This is a genomic window from Clostridium sp. JS66 (assembly GCF_033561535.1).
GTDB classification, from domain to species: Bacteria; Bacillota; Clostridia; order Clostridiales; family Clostridiaceae; genus Clostridium_AM; species Clostridium_AM carboxidivorans.
In genome coordinates this window covers 1,987,206-2,011,756 of the sequence record NZ_CP131467.1, presented here as the reverse complement: position 1 = coordinate 2,011,756, position 24,551 = coordinate 1,987,206, and the positions used below count along the sequence as shown (strand labels likewise).

Here is a 24,551-nt window from a genome sequence, read left to right as displayed (position 1 = left end):
CAACTTATCTTTTAAATGTATACAATATTACATATATCCGAGTAATCATAGCCTCCAAGTTCATCAAGCTTCTTTAAAAATTCACTGCTTTTCATAACCCGAAGCAGTTCTTTAATTATATAAAGTTCTAAATACTGTACAGGCACTGCAAAATCGTATTCCTCATTGCAAACTGGAATAAAATCAAGACCCATCATATCTGCTGCAGAATATACTCCAAGACCACAATCAACATCTCCGTTAGCTACTGCCGCTGCTACTGAAAGGTGTGTAAATTCTTCTCTTTCATAACCATTAATTTGTTCTGGTGAAATGTGAAGCTTTTTTAAGTAATAATCTAAAAGTAATCTTGTGCCTGCTCCTCTTTGTCTATTTACAAAACGCACATTTTTTTCTGAAATATCTGAAATATTCTTAAGTGCCAAAGGATTACCCTTTTGAACCATAAGTCCTTGAATTCTTTTTACTCCCTTTACCAATACTATATTTTTATTTTTTAAATACTTATTGATATAAGAAATATTATATTCTCCAGTTTCCATATCTAATAAATGAATTGGGGCAATATGTGTTTCTTCATTTTTAAGTGCCATTATTCCTCCCATACTTCCTGTATGAGCTGAAGACAAATAGTAATGCTTATTTCTTACATGAAGCATATCTGATAATATATCTAAAATTGGGTCATGACTGCCTATACAAACAATAGTATTTTTGATTTCTTCCATATCCCTCATAAGATTTATTTCAACTTTAGTTCCTGCTTCAATACCTTCTACATTTTGAGGAACCTCTAATGTTCCATCAGCTCTAACAAGTGACATAGTAGCACCTGCTCCTCTTGATAGTGGTGTTGCAATAATCTTATTTCCCACATATCCAAGCTTCATTCTCACAAATTCTAAATGCTTTAAGGATGACATAATTCTTCTTGATAAAATTGCCTCTACTTTTTCAGGTTCTTTTGTCTTTAGCCCTTGATAATTTTCTACTATTTTCTTAAGAACTTTTTCCATTATAAAGTAAGCAGAAACAGGATATCCAGGTATACCAAGAACAGGCTTATTACTAATCTGTCCCATAATAGTAGGTTTTCCTGGTTTTATAGCAATACCATGTACATAAACTTTTCCTAAGTCAGCAATTAAATCACTGGTAAAATCTTCTCTTCCTGCAGAAGAACCAGCATTGATTATAACTATATCACACTCTGAAACAGCCCTTTTTAAAGTTTCCTTTAAAGTTTCATAATCATCTTTTACTATACCATATCTTTTTGGTGTTCCTCCATATTCAATTACTTGTGCACTGAAAACTCTTGAATTAAAATCAATTATATCTCCAACCTTAAGGTCACTACCTGGCTCCACTAGCTCAGTACCTGTTGGTATAATGCCTACTAAAGGTTTTTTGTAAACTTCAATTGCATTTACTCCTCCTGCCAGCATTGCTCCTATATCTACAGGTCTTACAACATGGCCTGATGGAACAATAAGTTGATTTTCCACTATATCTTCACCTAAAGGACGTATATTCTGCCAAGAAGCTGCACTTTTATATATTTGAATTCTATTTTCATCTATGTTAACTATATCTTCTACCATTATTACACAGTCATATTCCTTTGGAACTGGATCTCCTGTATCTACTACTATATAATCCTCCTCTTCCTTTAACACCACTGGATGCTTTTCGGACGCTCCTATAGTTTTAGAACTATGAAGAGCAATACCATCCATGGCAGAACAATTATAAAAAGGGGAAGAAATTTTTGAATAAACCGCCTCTGCAGTAACTCTTCCTAAACCTTCTTCTGTGTTTATTACCTCTTTACTTAAAAATACAGAACTTATTTCGTCTAAATATTTATTTAGTGCTTCTTTAAATTCATAATTTGATAAATATACTTTCTGTGCCATAATATCACCTCTGAAATTTATAAACATATACCTGCTGATCTTTAAAAATTCCCTCTACATTTTTATCTATCTTTACATAACCCCAAGCTTTGGTAAATCCACTGATTACAGCAGACTTAGATAAAACAGGTACAGCTATATATTCTCCTTCTATATTTTCAATTTTAACTGGAAGATATTCTTCCCTTCCTTTGGCCTTATGATAGTTAGTACTAAACTTACAAGGAATAGGATATTCAACTTCTTCAAATTTCATCATCCTCTGTAAAAGATATCTAACTATTATTCTATAAACTACTGCACAGGAAAGAGGATGTCCTGGTAACCCAAATATAGGTTTATCTTTAACTTTTCCTAGTATAGTTGGCTTACCTGGTTTTATTGCTATTCCATGAAGAAGTATCCCTGGATCTCCAAGCCCATCAATAACTCTTGCAGTTTGATCCTTTTTCCCTACTGAGCTCCCACCAGATATGAGAACTAAATCACATTCTTCATTAGCTTTTCTTACATTTTCAAATAATTTATCATAATCATCTCTTATAACTCCATAGAATATTGGTTCTCCACCATCTTCAATGACAGAAGAGTATAAAAGATATGAATTTATGTCTCTAATTTGACCAGGCTTTGGATACTCTTCTGGTGCTATAATTTCATCCCCAGTGGAAATTATCCCTACCTTTGGCTTACAAACTACTGGTACCCTAATAATTCCTAAGCTTGACAACATACTTATGCTGTAAGGTTTAAGCAGTGTTCCTGCTTTAAGCACAGTTTCTCCTAATTCCACATCTTCATCTTCATTAAGTACATTTTCACCAAAGGAAACTGACTTATTCACAAGTATAGTATCGTCGTCCATTTTGTCAGTGTACTCAATCATTACTACACTATCTGCACCCTCAGGAAGCATTCCACCAGTTGGTATATACATACATTCTCCTGGAAATTCCAATGCTTTAGAAGGCATCTTGCCCATTATAACTTCTCCATTTAACTCCAGCATAGAGGGTATACTTTCACTAGCACCCTGCACATCCCTGCATTTTACTGCATATCCATCCACAATAGATCTCTTAAAACCTGGAATATTTAATGGTGAAACAATATCCTCATAAAGTATTCTATCATTACACTGCTCTAAATCTACTAATTCTTTTCCTAAACCTAAAGAAAATTTAGATTTAATTATGTCTTTTACTTCTTCAACTGATAATACCTTATAAAAGTCCATACTTTAGTGCCTCCTATCTTCTACCATCAAAGTGATGATTTTAGTATTTAATTCTATTTTATGCAATCTACATTTAACCACATTTTAAGCTTTTCATTTGAAGGATTTGTAAAAAACTCAACCTTATTTCCATATTCGATAATTTTACCTTTATCCATGTACAGAACATAATCAGCTATTCTCTTTGCTTGATACAAGTCATGAGTAATCATTATCACAATTCTGCCATTTAAAGACATACTTTTTATTAATTTTTCAGCAACTAATGTGCTTTCTAAGTCCATACTGGCAGTTGGTTCATCTAATAAAGTTATCTTTGTCTCCAGCATAGCTACTCTTAAAAGAGCTGTTTTTGATTTTTCTCCACCAGATAAAGTTTTTGCATTCTTATCCATTAATTTTTCCATATCAAAATCTTTAATATAAGAATTATACTTTTGTAAAAGCTCTTCCCACCTTTCCCCTTTAAATAAAAGTCCTTTTATTATGTTTTCCTTAACAGAAGTATTGAAAATATATGGTTTCTGAAGCAACATCGAAATTTTATCTTTTTCATCTTTAAAATCTTTATGGTCGTATTTTATGCTTCCTGAATTAATTCTATTTACTCCTGCTATACACTCAAGAAATGTACTTTTTCCACTTCCATTTAAACCTAAAATTATGTATAATCCAGTGTTTTTAAAATTAAATTTGTCTATATTTAGCACTACTCTATTTCCATATTGTTTTATAATATTTAAAACCTCAATATTCATCAGTTTCACTTCCTTGAAATTTGTGTAGAACAATATTTATAATTAAAGAAATAGAAAGTAGTATTACTCCTATGATAATAGCTCCTTCAAAATTTCCTTTTCCTGTTTCTAACGCTATATATGTGGTCATTACTCTTGTATGATCTTTAATATTTCCTCCTACCATCATTACTGCTCCAACTTCTGAAATAGCTCTTCCAAAGCCACTGGCAGCTATAGTAAGTAACTGTTCCTTCATTTCCACAATTATAGTTAATAAAGTTTTGAATCTTGAAGCACCAAGCACTTCACAATTTTTTTTAATCTCCCTACCCTGCTTTTGTGTTGAACTAATTGTAAGACCAGTTATTATAGGAAATACCAATAGTGTCTGTGCTATAATCATAGCTGTTGGAGTAAATAAAAGCTCCAAACTGCCTAAAACACCTTTTCTAGAAAGTAGTAAATATACTAAAAGCCCCATGAGTACTGGTGGAGTACTCATAAGGGTTTCTAATAATCTTACTATAACTTTTTTCAATTTGAAGTCTTTCAGTCCTGCTAAAATCCCTATAGTTATTCCTACTACTGCTGCCATAACTGTAGATGACATGGATACCATTAGGGACATACCTATAACAGGAAGTAATTCTTTTATAAGTGTTAGCATTTTAAAAATGTCTCCCATTATAAATTATTTTTTAGCATTTGGAATAAAAAGTGCCTGCCCGTATTTGTCTTTTCCATATTCACCTATAGTTTTTTGAATTTTATCAGACAAAATCCAATTGTAAAATTCATCTGCTTCTTTTTCCTTAAGCTTAGGGTTCTTAGCAGGATTTAATTTTATTACTCCATATTGATTATATAACTGAGGACTTTTCTCTGTAACAATTTGAAGCTTTAGCTTGTTTTTCATAGATAAATATGTTCCTCTATCAGTTAAAGTATAGGCTTTCATTTCATCCGCCATTTGTAATACTGCACCCATTCCCTTGCCTGCAGATACATACCAGCTTCCACTAGGTGTAATTCCTGCAGACTTCCACAAGCCTTTTTCTTTGCTGTGAGTACCTGATTCGTCTCCTCTTGAGATAAATTTAGCATTACTATCCTTAATTATCTTTAAAGCTTCAACTGGATTATTATAAGCCTTTTCTTTAATCTTAGCTGGATCTTCAGCTGGTCCTACAATAACAAAATCATTATACATTACATCATTTCTTTTAAGACCATAACCATTCTTTATAAATTCTTCTTCCTTTGCTTTATCGTGTACTAAAAGACAATCAGCATCACCATTCTGTGCAAGCTTTAAAGCTTCTCCTGTTCCTTTAGCTACTACCTTTACATCTATTCCAGTATCCTTTTTAAATAATGGAACTAAATAATCTAAAAGTCCCGTATCCTGGGTACTGGTAGTAGTAGCTAGTACCATACTTCTAGCTTCCTTTGGTTTAGCAGCTTCTTGTTGTTTAGTAGTGCATCCCACTAAAAAAACAAAAATTAAACTTAATAATAGTGCAAGTTTTTTCTTCATAAAAAAGACCCCCTATTTAAAATTTGTATAGAAAAGAACAAAGATAAGTTCTTTCTTTTTAGTAGAATGTGTAATCCTTTACGAATCTATTCATATCAAGTCAATGGACTTATGGTTGAGAATTATCAATTAAAACTACACGTACTTTACAATTTCGACCATTATTTCATTTTATACTATCTTAATTGCAATATTATAATGTTTTTGCTATTGTTGTCAATATTTTTTTGTAAATTTCTAAATAAATTAAATATTATATAAAATTCAACATGTTTTTATGTTTTTAATTATTGACATTAATATAAGCTTCCATTACTATATTATATAAATCAGAATGGTTATGTAATATTTTCTTTCACTATTAACTAGAAAATATTTAATTTAAATTTTAGGATGGTTATTACTATGTTAATGGATGTGATCATGTTAATGATGCAGAGTCAGATTGTTATGGTTTGTCTCCTACTTATGGAGATTGTTTATTGGGTAGAGAATTTGTTCAGTGTCCTTAGCTGAATTTAAAAAAACATATTATCCAAAATCTTTTAAGTAGTTTTGGATAATATGTTTTATATAGTTTTTTTCACATTTTGTTAATTTTCTCAATATATCTCTCAATAGAAATATCTATCTTATTTTAGTTTTAATTTAGCTAATGCATCTGCTAAAGCTGAATTCATTGGAGCTTCATTTTCCTTTTTCATCTTCTTCATATAATTTGCTACATCTCTTTTACTGTTCTTACCTTCCTTATTATCAAATCTTTTATTGAAAGAAGCTGCTTTTTCCCTGAAGCTGCAAGTTGTACAAACATAAATTTGGCCATCTCCATGTCCTCTAAGCTCAAGCTTCTTGTGACAGTTCGGACATCTAGCATTAGTTAACCTTGCTAAATTTTCTCTATGACCGCAAGCTCTATCCTGACACACAAGCATTCTTCCATGCTTTCCATTTACCTCAAGCATATATTTGCCACATTCAGGACATTTAGCACCTGATAAATTATCATGTTTAAATTTATCATGGCTTCCTTTTACATCTTCCACAAGCTTCACTGAATAGTTTCTCATATTACCTATGAAACTCTTATCATTTAATTTTCCCTTACTTATTAAATTTAAATCAGTTTCCCATTTCGCAGTTAAAAGTGGTGATTTTAAATCTTCTGGTACTAATTCTACAAGTTGTTTTCCTTTAGAAGTTGGTATTATTTCTTTACCTTTTTTCTCTAAATAAAAAGTATTAAATAATTTTTCAATTATATCTGCTCTTGTAGCAACTGTTCCAAGCCCACCTGTTTCTCCTAAAGTTTTTGCATATTCCTTATTCATATTTATATATTTTTGAGGATTTTCCATAGCAGACAACAATGTTCCTTCATTAAATCTTGCAGGTGGTTTAGTTTGACCTTTATGCATCTTAACTGCTGTAAGCTTTATACTATCTCCTTTATTTATTTGTGGAAGCACTTGTTCCTTTAATTCATTTTCATGTGCATCATTATCATCAAAATCTTCATCTTTATCATATACAGCCTTCCAGCCCTTTGATTTAATTACCTTTCCACTGGCTACAAAGTTTTCTCCACTAACTTCTACCTTTACAGTGGTTTGCACATATTCAAATGGAGGAAGCAATACACTTAAAAATCTTTTAACTACTAAATCATATACTTTTCTCTCTTCATTACTTAACTTTGAAAGATTAACTCTTTCTTCTGTTGGAATTATAGCATGATGATCTGAAACCTTACTATTATCCACAAAACCTTTATGTGCTCTTATTTTTCCCTTCATAATTTCCATAGCAAATTTACTATAGTTTCCTACTGATATTGCCTTTAATCTATCTGGCAGTGTAGGTACTATATCATCTGAAATATATCTTGAATCTGTTCTTGGATAAGTCAAGAACTTATAATTTTCATATAATCTTTGCATTATAGAAAGTGTCTGCTTTGCTGAGAAACCAAAAAGTCTATTGGCATCCCTTTGAAGCTCTGTTAAATCATAAAGTGCTGGTGCATACTTTTTCTTATCACTTTTTGTTACATCAACTACTTTTCCATTTTGATTATTAACCTTTGATACTATCTTGTTTGCAAAATCTTCATCAAAAGTATTAAAATGTCCTTTACCACCTTGCCACTGAAGAGTATATCCATTAGCACTTCCTGTTATACTATAATAGTCCTTTGGTTTAAAATTTTTAATTTCCTCTTCTCTATGAACAATCATAGCCAGTGTTGGAGTCTGAACTCTTCCTGCTGAAAGTTGAGCATTATGCTTGCATGTAAGCGCTCTTGTAACATTAAGTCCTACAATCCAATCTGCTTCTGCCCTACTTTGTGCAGCTCTATACAAATTATCATATTGTGATGCAGGTTTTAAATTTCTAAAGCCTTCATTAATAGCTTTATCCGTTTGAGAAGAAATCCAAAGTCTCTTTATAGGCTTATTTATCCTAGCCTTTTCAATTATCCATCTTGCTACCAATTCTCCTTCTCTTCCAGCATCTGTAGCAATAACTATTTCAACTACATCTTTTCTATTTAACTGTTCCTTTACTGCATTAAATTGTTTACTAGTTTGTTTTATAACTACAAGCTTCAAATATTTAGGAAGCATTGGCAAATCTTCCATCTTCCATGTTTTATATTTATCATCATAAGCCTCTGGGTCCGCTAAAGTAACTAAGTGTCCCAAAGCCCAAGTTACAATATATTTTTCTCCTTCCAGGCATCCATTGCCTTTTTTACCACATTTCAATACTCTTGCAATTTCTCTACCAACAGATGGTTTCTCTGCAAGAACTAATATTTTTCCCATATACTTTAAATCCTTTCTTCAAGTAAATTGAATAAAAAAGCAAAGTTGATATAACTTATGCTTTTATATTTATAGACATATTAATTATACTCATTTTTAAAGTAATATCATAGGTTTATATATAATTTAAATTCAAATTGTGTTTTTTCTTTAGAACTTGTAACTTTTATCTCTCCAGAATGCAATTCTATTATTGTTTTTACAATTGCTAAACCTAGTCCTGTTCCTTCTCTTTTGTCACAAGATTTTTCTACTCTATAGAATCTATTAAACAAATTTGCCAGATTCTCCTGTTTTATTTGCTCTCCATAATTTATAAACTTAACTATTGCCATATCATTTTCTTTGTCTATAATTATATCCAAATATTTTCCTTTGCTAGCATATTTAATGGTGTTACTTATTATATTTTCGAATGCTCTAACTAACAAAATAGGATCTGCATTTATTTTTAAACCTTTAATTTTTGAGGTTATTCTATATTCCATATTATTATCTTCAAACACTGGTATAAATCCCATAGTTACCTGCTCAATTAATGCTTCTATGCTTATTTCAGTTTTATTTAACTGCAAATCTGCATTATTTATCTTAGTAAATTCAAAAAGCTGATCTATAGAATTCTTCAATTTCTTAGCTTTCTCCAGTGAAATATTGCAATAGTGTTTTAATTTTTCATCACTACTAGCATACTTTTCTATTAATTCTAAGAACCCAAGAATTGAAGTTAATGGAGTTCTTAAATCATGTGATAAATTAGTAATTAAATTATTCTTATGATTTTCCCATTCTCTTTCTTTTTTCATTAATTCATTTAAATTGTAAGTCATTTTATTTACATCACTTGCCAAAGTTCCAAGTTCATCTTTTCTTCTGATGGGGATATTTACATCCATGTTTCCTGTAGCAACTAAATTTAAGACTCTTGAGATTTCTTCTATATAATCAGTAATCTTGTTCATCTTATTTATAAATATAAAACACATTAAACATATAAATATGACGAAAATAACTAAAGTGAAAATTGTCATAACTGTTCTATCACTATTATAAGCATTTGCAAAACTTATATAAAGGCTTTTAGATAAAACATGTAACATTCCAAAACCTAAAACAAATATTAACATAGTCACTATAAATGCTTGCACTCCGCTGAAAAAAAAATTAGTAATTATATTATATTTTATACTTCTACTCTTCAATTTTGTATCCAACTCCCCATACTGTCTCTATTAACTTAGGCTCCTTAGGATTTTCCTCTATCTTTTCTCTAAGCCTCCACATATGAACCATAACAGTATTATTTCCTTCAAAATATTTCTCTTTCCAAACTTCTTTAAATATCTCTTCAGCGCTAAATACTTTACCCAAATTATTAACTAGTAATAATAAAATTTCATATTCTATTGGAGTCAATTTTAATTCTTTGCCTAACTTACATACTCTGTGATTTTTTTTGTTTATAGTTACATCTTTAAATTCAATAATATCAACATCATTAGTTCTATTGCTTTTTTCATTTAAAAAGATATATCTCCTTATTTGAGATTTGACCCTAGCAATAAGCTCCATAGGATTAAAAGGCTTAACCATATAGTCATCTGCTCCAATGGACAATCCCTGTATCTTGTCCATATCTTGACTTTTAGCACTAAGCATTATTATTGGTATATTATAATCTTTTCGTATTTTCATACATACCTGATAACCATCCATACCTGGCATCATTATATCTAAAATAACCAGATGAATATCTTCTTCATTTATTATGTTGACTCCCCCGGCACCATTATAAGCTTTAAAGACCTTATACCCTTCATTAACTAAATATATTTCCATAAGCTCAACTATTTCAGCTTCATCATCTATAATTAAAATATTAAACATGTAAATTTATCCCCTTATTCAATAGTTGTCCTTACTATACTATAACTTACTTTAACTATATTTTATAGCCTAAAAGATTAAAGTAATATAAAAGCCATATAAAAGTTAAATTTGCTATATTTAAAAACACATAGCATATCTTTGTCCTTATTGATACATTCTTCTTAACCAAATAACAAATTGATAAACCTAAACTAAAGAGAGCCATTATAGTTGATATAATCAACATAGTTAAAAAAAGGTAAAGTAAATATTTAAAACTAAAATCATTATTATAAATCATCATTACTGATAACATTATTGCTCCTAATGTTCCAATGACATTAAAGACTTCTATAAATATGTTTAATGGCTTGATAACTCCTATTTTTTCTGATTTCCTATATTTTTTATTTTTTCTTCTAATGAATGATACTAAAAATGAAATTATATTTATAATAAACATAAATATTGAAATACCTAATGCTGACATAATAAATCTTCTCTCATCATGAAACTTTATCTTTTCAAAGGAATTCTCACTTACATCATTAAATGCATAAGCTACCTTTCCATCCTTATCAAATTTAAAAGCAAATTTTCCTCTTCCATCTTCTCTTAAAAATACTCCATTTTTTATTTCAACAAGTTTAGTTGTGATTTCTTCTTTAGCTGATGTGAATTCATGCAAAGTTAACGTTCCATTCTTATTATCTTTAATTTTCATATCCATTGATGGATCAAAAAGTACATTTAATTTCATAATATTAGTTTTTGATGTTCCATCATAACTTCTATAGATTCCTTCATATTTACTATAATCTTTACCTACATTTTTAGGAGCAGCATTGAATTTATTATTACTTTCAGGATAAAAATAATTTAGAAATTCCTCTTCAAAATTAAATGGAAGTGGGCCTAATGAATTAGTTGCAACGTATATTCCTAAATTCTCTTTTGGAATAAAAAATAGTGTAGTAGTATATCCAGATGGTAGAGCTCCTTCATGCTTTATTATTTCTTGTCCATTTCTATAACTTCTAATAAATCCAAAGCCCATTCCTGGTAAATTCTCATCATTAGAAAATTGTTTGCTGTGCATCAAAGCTAATGTATTCTTACTTAAAATGCTGTTATTTTCAAACTGTCCATTATTTAAATTAGCTATAATAAAATTTTCCATATCCTTAGCTGTGGCAATTATTCCAGCTGATCCTGAAGTATATTGATATGCTAAAGGATTTGAAACATACTTATGATCATATGTATATCCCATAGCCGTATTACTGCTTTTTAACCTAACTGAGCTATTATTCATATTTAAAGGTTTTAATATTTTTTCTTTCACATATTCCTCATAACTAATTCCAGAGACTTTTTCCACTATATATCCTAAAAGATCATATCCCTCATTTGAATATCTAGAAATAGTGTTTGGTTCTGTAACAACTACTGGAGTATGGGTCTTAATAAAATACTCCTGTGATTTTATAGCTTTCTCATCTGTTGTAGTTCCATTAAGTTCACTCGCTTCATCAAGTCCGCTTGAATGAGTTAATAAATTTCTACAAGTAACAGCCTTATTATACTTATTAATAACTTTATATGGTCTAATATAATCATTAATATTTCTATCTAAATCTATTTTTCCATCTTGATATAACTGCATTATAGCTGTTGCTGTAAATAACTTACTTACAGAGCATGCAGGAAAACTTGTTTTGTCTGGATCAACTAAAGCTTTAGCTTCTAAATTGCTATATCCATAACCCATCTTAAATATTTCTTTATTATCTTTAACTACAACAACTGATGCTCCTGGCACTAAGTACTTCTTCATTTTTTCATGGAAGTAATTATTCATAAAACTCTTAACATCTTCATTATTATTTATAATTCCATGTACTTCGCTGGATTTTTCTTGGGCTTTCACTTCTTTTATACTGAGGTTATTACTTACCCCCACTAAGATTAAAACTATAATTAACAATGATCCAATTACTTTTTTTGATATTATATTCATAAGATTCAACTCCTTAACTTTTCTGTAATTAAATCTTACATGAATATAATTCTTTAATTTTAACTTTTTTCTTACGAAAATTTTAATTTTTTATATTTTTTTCTACAGTAGAATTTAATTATCGAAAAATGAAACAGAAGAATCTTCAGTTAATGAGGATTCTTCATTCATTTCAAGATATAATCAAAAAAGTTACCTTGTTTAGTCTGCTGGAATTAATATAACTTTTTTAAAATATCCAAATCCTTAACGTAATTTAAATTCACAAACATCTCCAAGTCCTCGCTGTAACTTCTTGTAACCTCTTCTGGAATATAATGAATCTTCGAGTTTTTTATTATGTCATAAAGAAGTAGATTATTGTTATCTATTCCCTTTTGAAAATCTTCTATTAGATCTTTAGAATAAAAGGCATACATTGGTTCAATCCATTTTCCGTTTTTAGGAAGGACACACTCGCAGTTATCTTCTTCAGCTATTTTCATCATATACTTTATATATTCTATATTTACTATAGGCATATCGCAAGCTATGAAGAAAACATATTTAGAATTGGCATATTTCAGTGCTGTATATATACCCCCTGCTGGACCATATTCTTTTTTTAAATCTTCTAGTACTGTATATTTTAATGTCTTAAACTTATCCTTTTTTTCAGCTACTAATATCACTTCATCAAAGACAGTTTCTAATTTTTCAGCAGTAAGTTCCATTAAATATTTGCCTTTTATTTCTATCTTGCTCTTATCAAAACCCATTCTGCTGCTTTTACCTCCACAAAGTATAACAGCAGTTCCAACCTTCTTCATTAAAATTCCCCCTTAATGCAAAAGTCCCATATAAAAAACAGTAGCATATACTACTGTTTTTTTAAAGCCTTTTTTTAAAGCTTTTCTCTTACAGTGGCGGATAATAACTCGCAGAACTTAATAAGGTCTTCTTTATTATCAAAGGTTCCTTGAGCTCTCTTATCTTTTCCGCCGCCTTTTCCATTAAATTCTCTTATATGTTCTTTAAATAATTTTCCACAGCTTACATCTATATCTGTATTATTTAGGAATAATATTTTTTTATCATCTAATGATGCAAAAATAACTACATAGCCTTTATTTTCAAGTATAGAACCTATTAATTGTATATCTTCAAAGTTCTTATCCTCAAATTGTATAGATATAAGTTTAGATTTTGCATTTTTAATTATACTTTCTGCTTCAATTCCTGCTATAGTACTTTTTAATCTGCTGGATTCTCTTTTTAAACTCTCTATTTCTTCAAATTGTTTATTAACTCTATCCAATATTCCATTTTCATCTACGGATAGAACTTTATTTAAACTTGTTATAATATCATGTTTTACTTGAAAATCCTTAAAAGCTCTCTTTCCACATTTAATATAGATTCTAGTCATTCCTTTATATCTTTCAGCTTTTAAAATCTTTACTATACCTACTTCACTAGTAGTTTTAACATGTGTACCACAGCAAGGACAGCAGTCCATATCTTTTGCTTCTACTATTCTTATATCCTCATCTACATTTATCTTTTTTCTTGCAGGCACTTTATCTACTTCATTCTTAGTAACTATATATGTATCAAAGGTTCTATTTGCATATATGTACTCATTTACTTCATCTTCTACCTTCTTAACCATATCTTCAGTAAAAGGATCTATATCTATGTCTACAGTTACATATTCTTCTCCTAAATGAAATCCTTTATTGTTTCCACCATAAAGCTTAAAAATAGCTCCTGAAAGTAAATGTTCTCCTGAATGCTGCTGCATATGGTCAAAACGCCTTTCAAAATCTATTGAACATTTTACCTTCTTATTTTCTGGTGCTTTATCCATATGGTGATATATTATCTCACCTTTTTCTGAAACATAACTTACCTTTATTCCATCTATTGTTCCAGTATCTGAAGGCTGTCCTCCTCCCTCTGGATAAAATGGTGTTTCATCTAGTACAACAAGTACCTTTCCATCCTCTTCTATTATATCTAAAACATTTGCTTCACATTCTGTTATATAAGCATCCTTATAATATAGTTTTTCTGTCAAACTAAACAGCTCCCTTCATTATTTAAACATTTAACTATATTTTATCCTTTTTCACAAAAGTTTTAAAGTTTTTTTTACTTTTTACTGTTCCAGAATAAACAAGATCCAAAGGTCCCTATTATAAATACTCCAAATATGGTTTCAACCATAACAAGTACACGCACTAAAGTAGAATTGGGTAATATATCTCCATAACCTAAAGTAGTGATAGTTACTGTACTAAAATACAAAAAATTCCATAAGGAGTGTTTAAATTTATCATTTACGATCTTCTTTAATACTATAGGGCTATCATCTAAAAATGAAATGGAGTTTTTCATCAAATTTACAAAATAAAAATTTAGAGGATAAAAATAGTTTTCATTATTAAAAATTTTATCATAAATTATAGGGTAATTTTCTATCCAAACTTTTACCGTGTCAATCTTTTCAAATTTATTGTTATCATTTTTATAAACTTCATAGTTATCGTGCTCATTTTTATCATTAAGACTGTATAAAGAAATCTTCAAAACATAAGTTTTAAACTTATTGATCACGTTATATTCTTTAACATCTTCTATTTTCATATGGGTAATTCCCTTTTCCTGAGCTAGTAGGTAGTAATAATTAGCCCATGTGTCACCTAATGAATTATTAAAATCAAAATTATACAGCTCTTTTCCATCTAAAATTTTTACGGGCTGCCTTTTATATTCTCCCGCTATTATTAAATCATTTATAGCATTTTTTAAATCTTTACTGCATGTACCTATTTTCATATCTTTTTTAAAAGCATTTATTCTAATATTTGTATTTATATCTTCTTGAAATACAAAAAATTCTCCTGAAGATAAATTAGCTATTTTCCAATAGATTATTCCAAAAACTAATATTGTGCTTAAATATAATATTGTTATGAGTATAAGTAAATTAACTTTTTTTACATCTCTTAAAGATTTAAGTACATTCATATTCATCCACCTTATAAATATGTTTATACCTAAATTTTATTAATAACTTTAAGAATATATAATAAAAATCTCCTTTAATTTTAGAACTTAAACTGATATTTCCTTTTCCAAATTTTCATCCTCATCTAATCTTTTACCTTTTATAGAGTGAGGAAGTAAAAATATAAAAATAAGTGCCAGCAGCAAAATTATGATTCCAAAATAATAAGTATCTCTTTGCGCAAGTAGATAAACATCTTTCACCCCTAAATGTGTCTTTTTATTATAAACCAACTGGCGAGATGCTAAAATAATGGTACTAGATGCAACTCCCAATGTCTGTCCAAGATTACGCATAGTTGCTAACATTCCAGAAGCAACTCCAGCGTGTTTTCTAGGAGCTGAACTTAGGATAGCTGTATTAATTGACGAAACACTCAAACCATTTCCAATTCCCATAACAATCAATGCAATAATTACTATAATATAATTGGATGATACTTTTAATGAACTCATAATTAAACAACTAACACAAATAAAAATCAATCCCACACTGGATGGCAAACGCGTTCCATATTTATCAGTCATGCCACCTCCAACAGGTGACATTACCATCATTGCAATTGATGATGATAACATGATCAATCCTGACTTATCTGATTGCAGCGATAATACATTTATTAAGTAAAATGGTAACAAATAAGTAATCAATTGTTGAACTAAATACGAACACATGCATGCTGCATTTGCCATAGAGAATGTTCTATTTTTAAATAATTGTAAAGACATTAATGGTGATTTTATATGTTTTTCATGCATAATAAATATATTTAATACTAAAATACTAAAAAACATACATCCTAAAAATGATTTCCATCCCAATTGATTACTAAAATTAAGTCCTACTGAGAAAGTACCTATTGACATTGCAAATAAAATTGCACCAAGCCAATCCATACTCCTGTTTTCAGAAGTTTCTTTGCTGTCATCCGGCATAATAATGCAGGTTGAAATAAAACCTAAAATACAAATTGGTACATTAAAATAAAAAATAGCATGCCATGAAAAATGAGTCAATAAGAATCCACCAATAGTAGGTCCTGCAGCTAATCCTACGGAAATAAATACAGAATTCACCCCTAAAGCTTTTCCACGTTCATTTAAATCAAAAGTTCGACTAACAATTGCCTGAGTAATAGAAACCATAATACTATATCCAATTCCCTGTAAACATCTGAAAAAAATCAGCATTCCCAAATTTATCGATAGTAATGGTGCTGCAACACATACTGCTCCAAAAAATAAAAAGCCTATTTTAAATTGTCTCTTATATCCATAAAGTTCTGCTGTACGTCCAAAAATTAGCAAAGCACAGCACGGTATCAAAGAATATACTAAAGCTAACCAGCTAACATTATTCTGAGTAACACCAAATTCTTTTGCTAGTGTTGGAAGTGCAAGATTCAAACTATTTACAGAAAATGATACTATTAGATTGGCCATACTAGTGACTGCAAATATTATCCACTTTTTGTGATTATTCTCATTCATTTAAATACAACTCTCTTTCGACTATATAACATCTTGATTTATTATATTACATATGTTAGTATTTGTTAAACGAATTTTATTGATAATATTAATTCGATTATCGAATAGTAAGGAGTTTGAAATGGATACACAAAATTTACAAACTTTTCTTCTACTCTCAAAATTGAAAAACTTTTCACTTACAGCTGAAAAATTATTTGTAGCACAGTCAACTGTCACAAATCGTATTGCTGAATTAGAAAGAGAAACAGAAAAAAAATTATTCATACGAAATAAGAAACATATAGAACTAACTGCTGAAGGTATTGTATTTAAAAATTATGCAAAGCGAATTTTAGAATTAGAAAAGATTGCTATACAAGAAATGAATCAATCAAATTTTTATAAAAATGCACTTAGGATTGGTAGCGCTAACACTATTTATGAATGTCATTTATATTCTATTACCCATTCTTTTATAACCTCTAATAAAGATATATCCGTTAAAGTAATACTTGATCATTCACATGATTTGCTTCAGATGTTAGAAGATCAACTATTAGATGTTGTTTTTTCCTATATATATTATAAGAAATTTGGATATAAGTGTATTCCTTTTGCTTTAGATGAACTACTTCTTGTTACCAGCCCTAAAAATAGCTTCTTCACAGATGGTATCTGTAAAAATGATCTATTAAAAATAGATTATCTTATGTGTGATCTTGCACTAAAAGAAACTGGACAATTTATACGTTCATTATTTCCTTCTTATTATCAGTTTCACTTTGAAATTGACAACAGCACAAAGCTTATACAATATTTACTTGATGGCATTGGTTATAGTTTTCTTCCCAAAAGCATTGTGGAACCTTATATAAGAAGCAATTCACTAATACACATACCATTAATTGATTTTGATGCACCTCAAATCAAAAGTTATATTATTTTTAAGACTAATAATGATAATATAAAAGCATTTTTATCAATGTGTTCTTCTAAGCAATTGTTGGAAGATTTTTAAATATGCAAATAACTAGCTGTTTCAAAATTTAACATTTGTAAATTTTCACGACAAAAAACCATATATAAAGGGATTTGTTTTCCTAATATATATGGTCTTTGATTTCAGATAAAAGTTTATATTCTTTCTTTAAAAATATTCTTTTATAACTCTTCCATTATCTTCTTTGCAAAATAATTTGCATTTAATTCTCCATCTACTTCTATTGCTATTACTTGACTTAAACCAGCTGCTTCTCCTGTGACATAAACTATTTCACCACATTCGTCATCTACCTTTCTAATGACCATAGCTTCATCACCTTTTTTGATTTTTACCTTTTTTCCTTTATTCGTTTCTATTATAGCATTTTGTGTAAACTGAATTTTCTCTCCTATTTTATATTTCTTCATATGAATTTCCTCCCAAAGTAATTTGTTAGTTACTTTTTATAATTTCTTAAATAAGCTCTATATTAATTAAATCGTTAGTATGTAAACTTTCTTAAGATAAAAAAGATACATGGGAATATGTAATACCCCCATGTACCTTTTTTCTTTCTGATTAAATTTACATACCCCATAGTATATATGTAAAGATAACCATAAAATGATAAATTCGTATAATTAATTTTCTATATTCTTGTTTTCTATTTCTTATTTTTGATCTGCTTTAAGAACTGCATGAAGCATTACACTTGCAGCTTTTGTACATTGTTCAACTGAAGTAAATTCAGGTTCACAGTGGCTGTGTCCATCTTTACTTGGAGCAAATATCATAGTTGTAGGAATTACTTCAGATACGTACTGAGCATCATGTCCTGCACCACTGTTGATGTACTGATTTGAATATCCAAGTTCATCCACACTTTCTTTAACGTATTCTACCAATTCCTTATCATAATACACTGTATCTCTAGCCCAAGCCTTTTCTACTTTACATGTGCATTTTTCAAATTTCTTACCATCAAGACTCTTAACAATAGCAAGAACCTTTTCAAGAACCTTTGGATCTTCATGTCTTACATCAATTGAAAAATCAATCATATCAGGAATTACTGTATGAACACATGGATGACATACTATTTCTCCAGTTGTATATACAAGATCTTTGTCACCTAATTTATCAATTTCTTCATGTAAGTAGCAAAGAGCTTTAGCTGCAGCAAACAATGCATCATGTCTCTTATGCATTGGAGTGGTACCTGCATGATCAGCCTGACCGAATAATTTGATTCTGTAGTTGAACATACCAAGTACACAAGTTACAACACCAATGTCATTACCTGCATCTTCAAGTATTGGTCCTTGCTCGATATGTGTTTCAAACATAGCCATATATCCATTAGGTGTTAATCTGTTCTTTTCTTCTCCCTTATATGGACTTGCATCTAAAGCTTGTCCAAAAGTCTTTGTGCGATCTAATATGCTCTTTGAAGCTAACATATCTTCCTTTTTAAATTTACCACAAAGAATTCCTGATGACATCATAGCAGGTGGATAAAGAGAACCTTCTTCATTTGTCCAAATCATGGCTGTAATAGGATGTCTGTGTGGAATCTTATTAGTTGCAATTGTCTCCAAAACTTCCATAGCAGACAATACACCTAAAATACCATCATAATTTCCACCATTTTTAACTGAATCACAGTGAGATGCCATTGCAATTCTTTTTAGTCCCTTTTCTGAACCTTCAATAGTTGCATATACATTAGCCATATCATCTGTCTCGATTGTTGCGCCAATTGCCTTCATTCTCTTTACAAATTCATCTCTTGCCTGATGAGCTTCAGGTGACAATGAGTATCTGGTAATTCCGCCATGACCCGCGTCACCAAACTTACTAAATGTAACAATTTTATCTTCCATTCTATCTTTATCACAAGTTATAATTTTATTTCCCATTTTAAAACACATCCCTTTTTAATCTTTAATAATTATATAATTATTTAAGCTATATCATCATCGGAGCTTTTCTTACTATAAATTTACCTGCTCCTTCTTCCCCTACAAATTTACCATCTTTAGCAACTACATTTCCTTTACTTATTGTAGTTACTGGATATCCCTTTAATTTGAATCCTTCATAAGGTGTGTAATCCACATTTTCATGAAGCATAGATTGTGTAACTGTAGTTTCAATATTTGGATCAAATACTACTAAATCAGCATCGCTGCCTACTGCAATAGTTCCCTTTTGTGGATACATGCCATATACCTTAGCAGCATTTGTTGATGTTACTTGTACAAATCTATTTAAATCAAACTTTCCGTCCGCTACTCCATAAGTATAAATTAATGACATTCTAAGCTCTACTCCAGGTGCACCATTTGGAATCTTAGTGAATGATTCTTTTCCTAACTCTTTTTGTTTCATAAAGAAAGGACAATGATCTGTCGCTACTAATTGAACAGTATTATCTTTTAAAGCTTTCCATACAACAGGCCAATTTTTCTTATCTCTAAGAGGTGGTGACATTACATATTTAGCTCCATTAAAGCCTGGTTCTCTATAGTTGTCCTCTGAAAGTAATAAATATTGAGGACAAGTTTCTCCCATTATTGGATGACCTTCAGCTCTTGCACGAGCTATTTCAGAAATGGAAGCTTCACAAGTATTATGAACTACAAAAAGAGGTGCATTAACCATTCTGGCAAGCTTTATAGCTCTTCCGCAAGCTTCTCCCTCTACTAAATCTGGACGTGATAACGCATGATATATTGGTTCAGTTTTTCCTTCTGCTAAAAGTCTTTTTGTATTATAGTCTATAGCATAATAGTTTTCTGCATGAACACAAGTTAAACCACCACTTTGATTAACCTTTGTTAAAGTTCTAAGTAAAGTGCCATCATCTACTCTCATACCCTCATAAGTCATAAATAACTTAACACTAGAGTATCCTTCTTTAATCATTTCAGGTATTTCATTCATAACATCTTCAGTCATATCTGTTATATTCATATGAATACCATAATCTATAACTGCTTTACCATCTGATTTTTCACGCCATATTTTAGCAGTTTCCTTTAATGATTTTCCTTTTGGTTGAACAGCAAAATCTACAATAGTAGTAGTTCCACCACAAGCTGCTGCTATAGTTCCAGTTTTAAAATTATCACTGGAGAAAGTACCTCCAAAAGGCATGTCCATATGTGTATGAGGATCTATTCCACCTGGAAATACATATTTACCCTTTGCATCTACAACTTCAACTGCATCTTCATTTAAATCTGATGACAATTCTACAATCTTACCATCTTTTATACCAATATCTGCCCTATAAGTATCAGAAGCTGTTACTACAACCCCGTTTTTTACTATCATATCAAACTTTTTCATTTTATACCCCCCTAAAAAATACTATACTATCTCTATAAAATCAAAACCCTACATTTAATGTATATTATCTCTTCAAACAATCTTAGTACAAAATAATTAATCTATGAAATTCATCCATATGCGGCTAATAAACCTCATATGGATGAATCCAACAATATATTCCGTTATCCTTGTTTTTCTACCAAATTCTCTTCCGTTTCCTTTTTATTGGTTAACCTTACCAATAATTCTCCACCAGCATCTGAAAGCAAGCCTACAACTGAACCCATTAAAAGTGCTACTACTGTAGATAAATAAGTTCCATTTAAAGCAAGCATTCCAAAAGTTGTAGAGCATCCAATATATACTCCTGGTACAAACGACAAGTTCTTCCACTTAGCTTCTGCAACTATACCAAATGAAATAACTCCTGTCATAATAGCAACTATATTAGGAACATGGAGAACCTTAGATACTTCCACACAAATTATGGCCCATAATACTCCTACCATATTTGCAATCATACCTTTTACCCAGCCTTTTATAAATCTCTCTCCTGATGCATAATAGGTTGTAGTGCCCATAAACCCTGCCCAAGTTGAAACTCCAACGGCTGCGCTTAAATTAGCCCATATCCATGCCAATATCCCCATGCTAATAGCACCTGACATTATCGCGCTCATAAAAACTCCCCTTTACCGTTTTTTGTTAAAGAGATATTTCTCTCTTTACACCGAAATCTTTAAATTCGATTTCTCCTTTTGTTATACATCCTTCTATTGGGCATACTAGTGCACATAAATGACAACCTACACAATTATCTTTATTTATTGAAGGTTTTCTATTTTCTTCATCCCATACTACAGCTTGATGAGCTCCATCGTAGCATGAAATATAACATCTTCCACACCCGATACACTTATCAGTATCATATTTTGGGTATACTATATAATCTCTATCTAAATTTTCAGCTGGTACCATATTGTAAAGTGCAGCACCAACTAAATCTGAAAGCTTTTCTACACCTTTTTCTTCCATATAGTATTGTATTCCACTTATCATATCTTCAACTATTCTATATCCATACTGCATAATAGCTGTAGTTACCTGAAGATTTGCTGCACCTAACAGTATAAATTCAAGAGCATCTTCCCAAGTTTCTATTCCTCCAATACCACTTATTGGAACATTTTTAAGTTTTGGTTCTTTAGCAAGTTGATTTATAAATCTTAAAGCTATTGGTTTAACAGCTTTTCCTGAATATCCAGATATAGATGATTTACCATTTACTATTGGAAGACCTACTTTTTTATCTAAGTCAACTCCAGTAATACATTTTATTGTATTGATAGCAGCAATTCCTGTAGCTCCACCTTCTATTGAAGCTATTGCTGGTACTTCCATGTTTCCTATATTTGGAGTCATCTTTGCAAGTACAGGAAGATGAGTTCCTCTTCTTACTGCTGCTGAATATTTTTTAACTAGTTCAGGATTTTGTCCAACATCTGAACCCATAGCATGACTTGTCATTTGTGGACATGAGAAGTTACACTCAATAATGTCTGCACCTATTTCTGTAACAAGCTGTGCAAGTTTAGTCCATTCTTCTTCATTTGAACCCATTATTGAAGCTACTAATACTTTGTTTGGATAATTTTCTTTAAGTTTTTTCATATCTGCAAGATTCTGTTCAAGTGAATGTTCTGAAACTTGCTCCATATTTTTAAATCCTATAAAAGGAGTTCCTTCTTTTTTATTAGCATCAAAACGTGGTGAAACTTCTATCATTTTTTCCATAGCAGCTGTCTTAAAAACTATTCCACCCCAACCTGTTTCTAATGCTTTTGCACACATTTCATAATTATTTCCAACTGGTGATGATGATAGGAAAAATGGATTTTCACATTTTACCCCACAAAACTCTATTGAAAGATCTTTTTTTCTCATTTAATCTACGCCTCCCTAATTCCTTATGTGACTATCTTGTACCTGCTAAATAAGAATCTATTGATTCTCCAGCTAATTTACCTAGTGCAACAGCTTGTACAACTGTTTTATCTCCTGCAACTATATCTCCTGCTGCAAATATGTCTGCTACATTTGTTTTACAATCTTCTGTAGCAATTATTCCTTTTCCATCAACATTTACATCTGCAATAAGTTTTGCATCTTCTGGTTCTTGACCCACTGCAAATATAACCATATCAGCTGTAAGTTCTAACATAGCAGCTTCATCAAACATTCCTGTTGCTTTAAAGCTTGCCACCTTTCCTGAATTACCTACTATTTCTGATGGTTTGAATCCTGTAAATATAGGAATATTTAATGATTGGATATATTCTCTTTCATTTACATCTGCAGGCATTTTTTCAATAGTTCTTCTGTAAACTATTTTTACATCTTCACATCCAAGTAATTTAGCAGTTGATGCACAGTCCATAGCAACGTCACCGCCACCGATAACGATTACATGATTATCTACTTTTACATCACCTTTATTAGTTTTAGCTTTTCCAAGGAACTCTACACCGTTTACAACACCTTCTAAATCAGCGCCTTTAACGTCTATAGCTTTCCCTTTTTGAATTCCACTAGAAATTAAGAATGCTTTAAATCCTTTTGATCTAAGATCATCTATTTTAATATCTTTTCCAACTTTACAATTTGTTTTAAATTCTACCCCTAGTTCTTTTATGTAGTTTATTTCATCTTCTACAACTTCTTGAGGTAATCTTTCAGGTGGTATTCCGTAACTTAACCATCCACCTAGAATATCTTTTTCTTCAAATACAGTTACATTGTACCCTTTTAATGCAAGTGTTGCTGCTGCTGAAAGGCCACTTGGTCCAGCACCTATAATTGCTACTTTTTCTTTTGTAGCTTCTACTTTGTCTAACACTTTCATATTTATATTTTTCTCGTAATCTGTTAAATATCTTTGTAACTCACCTATTCTTATAGGCTTGTCTATACCGCATCTGCTGCAAGCTCCTTCACAATATTTGTCATAAGGACATACTCTTGCACATACTCCAGCAAGCACATTATTTGTTCTTATAGTTTCTACTGCTCCTTTAAAATTTCTAAAACGAAGTGAACGAATGAATTTTGATGGATTGGTTCCTGCTGGACAAGCCTTGCTGCAAGGTGCATCATGGCATAAAAGACATCTTGCTGCCTCTTCCATTGCTAAAAGAGGTGTCAATGGTTTGTTTGTTTCTTCTAAGTATTTTCTTGTTTCCATTTAGTATTTTCCCCTTTCGAGATTTTATATATTTTATATTTTGGAATGATTTTTAGAAGGAACCGTATATTTATATATATCTGTCTTCCTTCTGTTAATATATTAACACTTATTTTTCAACATTTCTACAGCTTGTCTTCTACTTTTTACGACATAGCTTGCTGGTTTTATGTCAAGAATATTTAGTTTCATAATTTTATACAAACAGATTTTATTAATGCAATTATGAAAACCTTTTTATTTAGGTTGTTGCATTATACACACCTGATATAAATTTAAATAAATGTATATTCAGTCAATTCTGTTTTTTCGACTTTT

At 30.5% G+C, this 24,551-nt stretch carries 20 protein-coding genes; 1 reads left to right on the top strand and 19 read right to left on the bottom strand.

From position 1 onward, the window contains the following. Positions 1-11: 11 nt before the first annotated feature. The 13 genes from Q6H37_RS09395 to Q6H37_RS09335 form a co-directional block, all read right to left on the bottom strand. Entirely contained in the window at positions 12-1,919 is a 1,908-nt protein-coding gene (locus tag Q6H37_RS09395; protein ID WP_318741275.1) for a molybdopterin biosynthesis protein, read from the bottom strand. A 4-nt stretch (positions 1,920-1,923) separates the two neighbouring features. Beyond that, positions 1,924-3,156 carry a gephyrin-like molybdotransferase Glp gene (gene glp, locus Q6H37_RS09390; RefSeq protein WP_318741273.1) on the bottom strand — a complete coding sequence of 411 codons (1,233 nt, stop codon included), beginning with the start codon at positions 3,154-3,156 and terminating at the stop codon, positions 1,924-1,926. A 53-nt stretch (positions 3,157-3,209) separates the two neighbouring features. Continuing rightward, on the bottom strand, positions 3,210-3,914 hold the full coding sequence (locus Q6H37_RS09385) for an energy-coupling factor ABC transporter ATP-binding protein (RefSeq protein WP_318741272.1): 705 nt from the start codon (positions 3,912-3,914) through the stop codon (positions 3,210-3,212). Next, a complete protein-coding gene (locus Q6H37_RS09380) occupies positions 3,904-4,563 on the bottom strand; it encodes an ABC transporter permease (RefSeq protein WP_318741270.1) in 660 nt (219 codons plus the stop codon). The genes Q6H37_RS09385 and Q6H37_RS09380 overlap by 11 nt, the downstream gene beginning before the upstream one ends. Positions 4,564-4,587: 24 nt before the next feature. Further along, on the bottom strand, positions 4,588-5,433 hold the full coding sequence (locus tag Q6H37_RS09375) for a substrate-binding domain-containing protein (protein ID WP_007062348.1): 846 nt from the start codon (positions 5,431-5,433) through the stop codon (positions 4,588-4,590). Positions 5,434-6,065: 632 nt separating this feature from the next. After that, positions 6,066-8,261, bottom strand: coding sequence for a DNA topoisomerase III (locus tag Q6H37_RS09370; RefSeq protein WP_318741268.1), 2,196 nt, complete (start codon positions 8,259-8,261; stop codon positions 6,066-6,068). Positions 8,262-8,368: 107 nt separating this feature from the next. After that, the gene (locus tag Q6H37_RS09365; RefSeq protein WP_318741266.1) at positions 8,369-9,463 is read right to left on the bottom strand and encodes a HAMP domain-containing sensor histidine kinase; all 1,095 of its coding nucleotides are present in this window, start codon (positions 9,461-9,463) and stop codon (positions 8,369-8,371) included. Further along, positions 9,453-10,148 carry a response regulator transcription factor gene (locus Q6H37_RS09360; RefSeq protein ID WP_318741264.1) on the bottom strand — a complete coding sequence of 232 codons (696 nt, stop codon included), beginning with the start codon at positions 10,146-10,148 and terminating at the stop codon, positions 9,453-9,455. Before Q6H37_RS09360 ends, Q6H37_RS09365 begins: the two co-directional genes overlap by 11 nt. A 55-nt stretch (positions 10,149-10,203) precedes the next feature. Next, entirely contained in the window at positions 10,204-12,150 is a 1,947-nt protein-coding gene (locus Q6H37_RS09355) for a serine hydrolase (protein WP_318741262.1), read from the bottom strand. A gap of 215 nt (positions 12,151-12,365) precedes the next feature. Then, positions 12,366-12,959: a molybdenum cofactor guanylyltransferase gene (locus Q6H37_RS09350; RefSeq protein WP_318741260.1), complete on the bottom strand. Its 594-nt coding sequence runs from the start codon at positions 12,957-12,959 to the stop codon at positions 12,366-12,368. Between the two features lie 74 nt (positions 12,960-13,033). Continuing rightward, on the bottom strand, positions 13,034-14,209 hold the full coding sequence (locus tag Q6H37_RS09345; protein ID WP_318741258.1) for an alanyl-tRNA editing protein: 1,176 nt from the start codon (positions 14,207-14,209) through the stop codon (positions 13,034-13,036). Positions 14,210-14,283: 74 nt separating this feature from the next. After that, a complete protein-coding gene (locus Q6H37_RS09340; protein WP_318741256.1) occupies positions 14,284-15,162 on the bottom strand; it encodes a potassium channel family protein in 879 nt (292 codons plus the stop codon). Positions 15,163-15,249: 87 nt separating this feature from the next. Next, complete coding sequence (locus Q6H37_RS09335) at positions 15,250-16,692, bottom strand: MFS transporter (RefSeq protein WP_318741254.1); 1,443 nt, start codon at positions 16,690-16,692, stop codon at positions 15,250-15,252. Between the two features lie 121 nt (positions 16,693-16,813). On the opposite strand from Q6H37_RS09335, the gene Q6H37_RS09330 reads away from it, so the two are divergent. Next, complete coding sequence (locus Q6H37_RS09330) at positions 16,814-17,692, top strand: LysR family transcriptional regulator (protein ID WP_318741252.1); 879 nt, start codon at positions 16,814-16,816, stop codon at positions 17,690-17,692. A gap of 143 nt (positions 17,693-17,835) precedes the next feature. Here the strand turns inward: Q6H37_RS09330 and Q6H37_RS09325 are convergent, their stop codons facing one another. The 6 genes from Q6H37_RS09325 to Q6H37_RS09300 all read right to left on the bottom strand — a co-directional run bounded on the left by Q6H37_RS09325 (position 17,836) and on the right by Q6H37_RS09300 (position 24,233). After that, positions 17,836-18,084, bottom strand: coding sequence for a hypothetical protein (locus Q6H37_RS09325; protein WP_318741250.1), 249 nt, complete (start codon positions 18,082-18,084; stop codon positions 17,836-17,838). A gap of 243 nt (positions 18,085-18,327) precedes the next feature. Next, positions 18,328-19,575 (bottom strand): Zn-dependent hydrolase, encoded by a 1,248-nt coding sequence (locus Q6H37_RS09320; RefSeq protein WP_318741248.1) that lies wholly within the window; start codon positions 19,573-19,575, stop codon positions 18,328-18,330. A 49-nt stretch (positions 19,576-19,624) separates the two neighbouring features. Then, positions 19,625-21,010, bottom strand: coding sequence for a dihydropyrimidinase (gene hydA / locus Q6H37_RS09315; RefSeq protein WP_318741246.1), 1,386 nt, complete (start codon positions 21,008-21,010; stop codon positions 19,625-19,627). Between the two features lie 164 nt (positions 21,011-21,174). Then, positions 21,175-21,672 carry a DUF1097 domain-containing protein gene (locus Q6H37_RS09310; protein WP_007060244.1) on the bottom strand — a complete coding sequence of 166 codons (498 nt, stop codon included), beginning with the start codon at positions 21,670-21,672 and terminating at the stop codon, positions 21,175-21,177. A 25-nt stretch (positions 21,673-21,697) separates the two neighbouring features. Further along, positions 21,698-22,936 (bottom strand): NAD-dependent dihydropyrimidine dehydrogenase subunit PreA, encoded by a 1,239-nt coding sequence (gene preA, locus Q6H37_RS09305; protein ID WP_318741243.1) that lies wholly within the window; start codon positions 22,934-22,936, stop codon positions 21,698-21,700. Between the two features lie 31 nt (positions 22,937-22,967). Next, positions 22,968-24,233, bottom strand: a complete 1,266-nt coding sequence (locus tag Q6H37_RS09300; RefSeq protein ID WP_318741241.1) for an FAD-dependent oxidoreductase — start codon at positions 24,231-24,233, stop codon at positions 22,968-22,970. Positions 24,234-24,551: the final 318 nt, after the last annotated feature.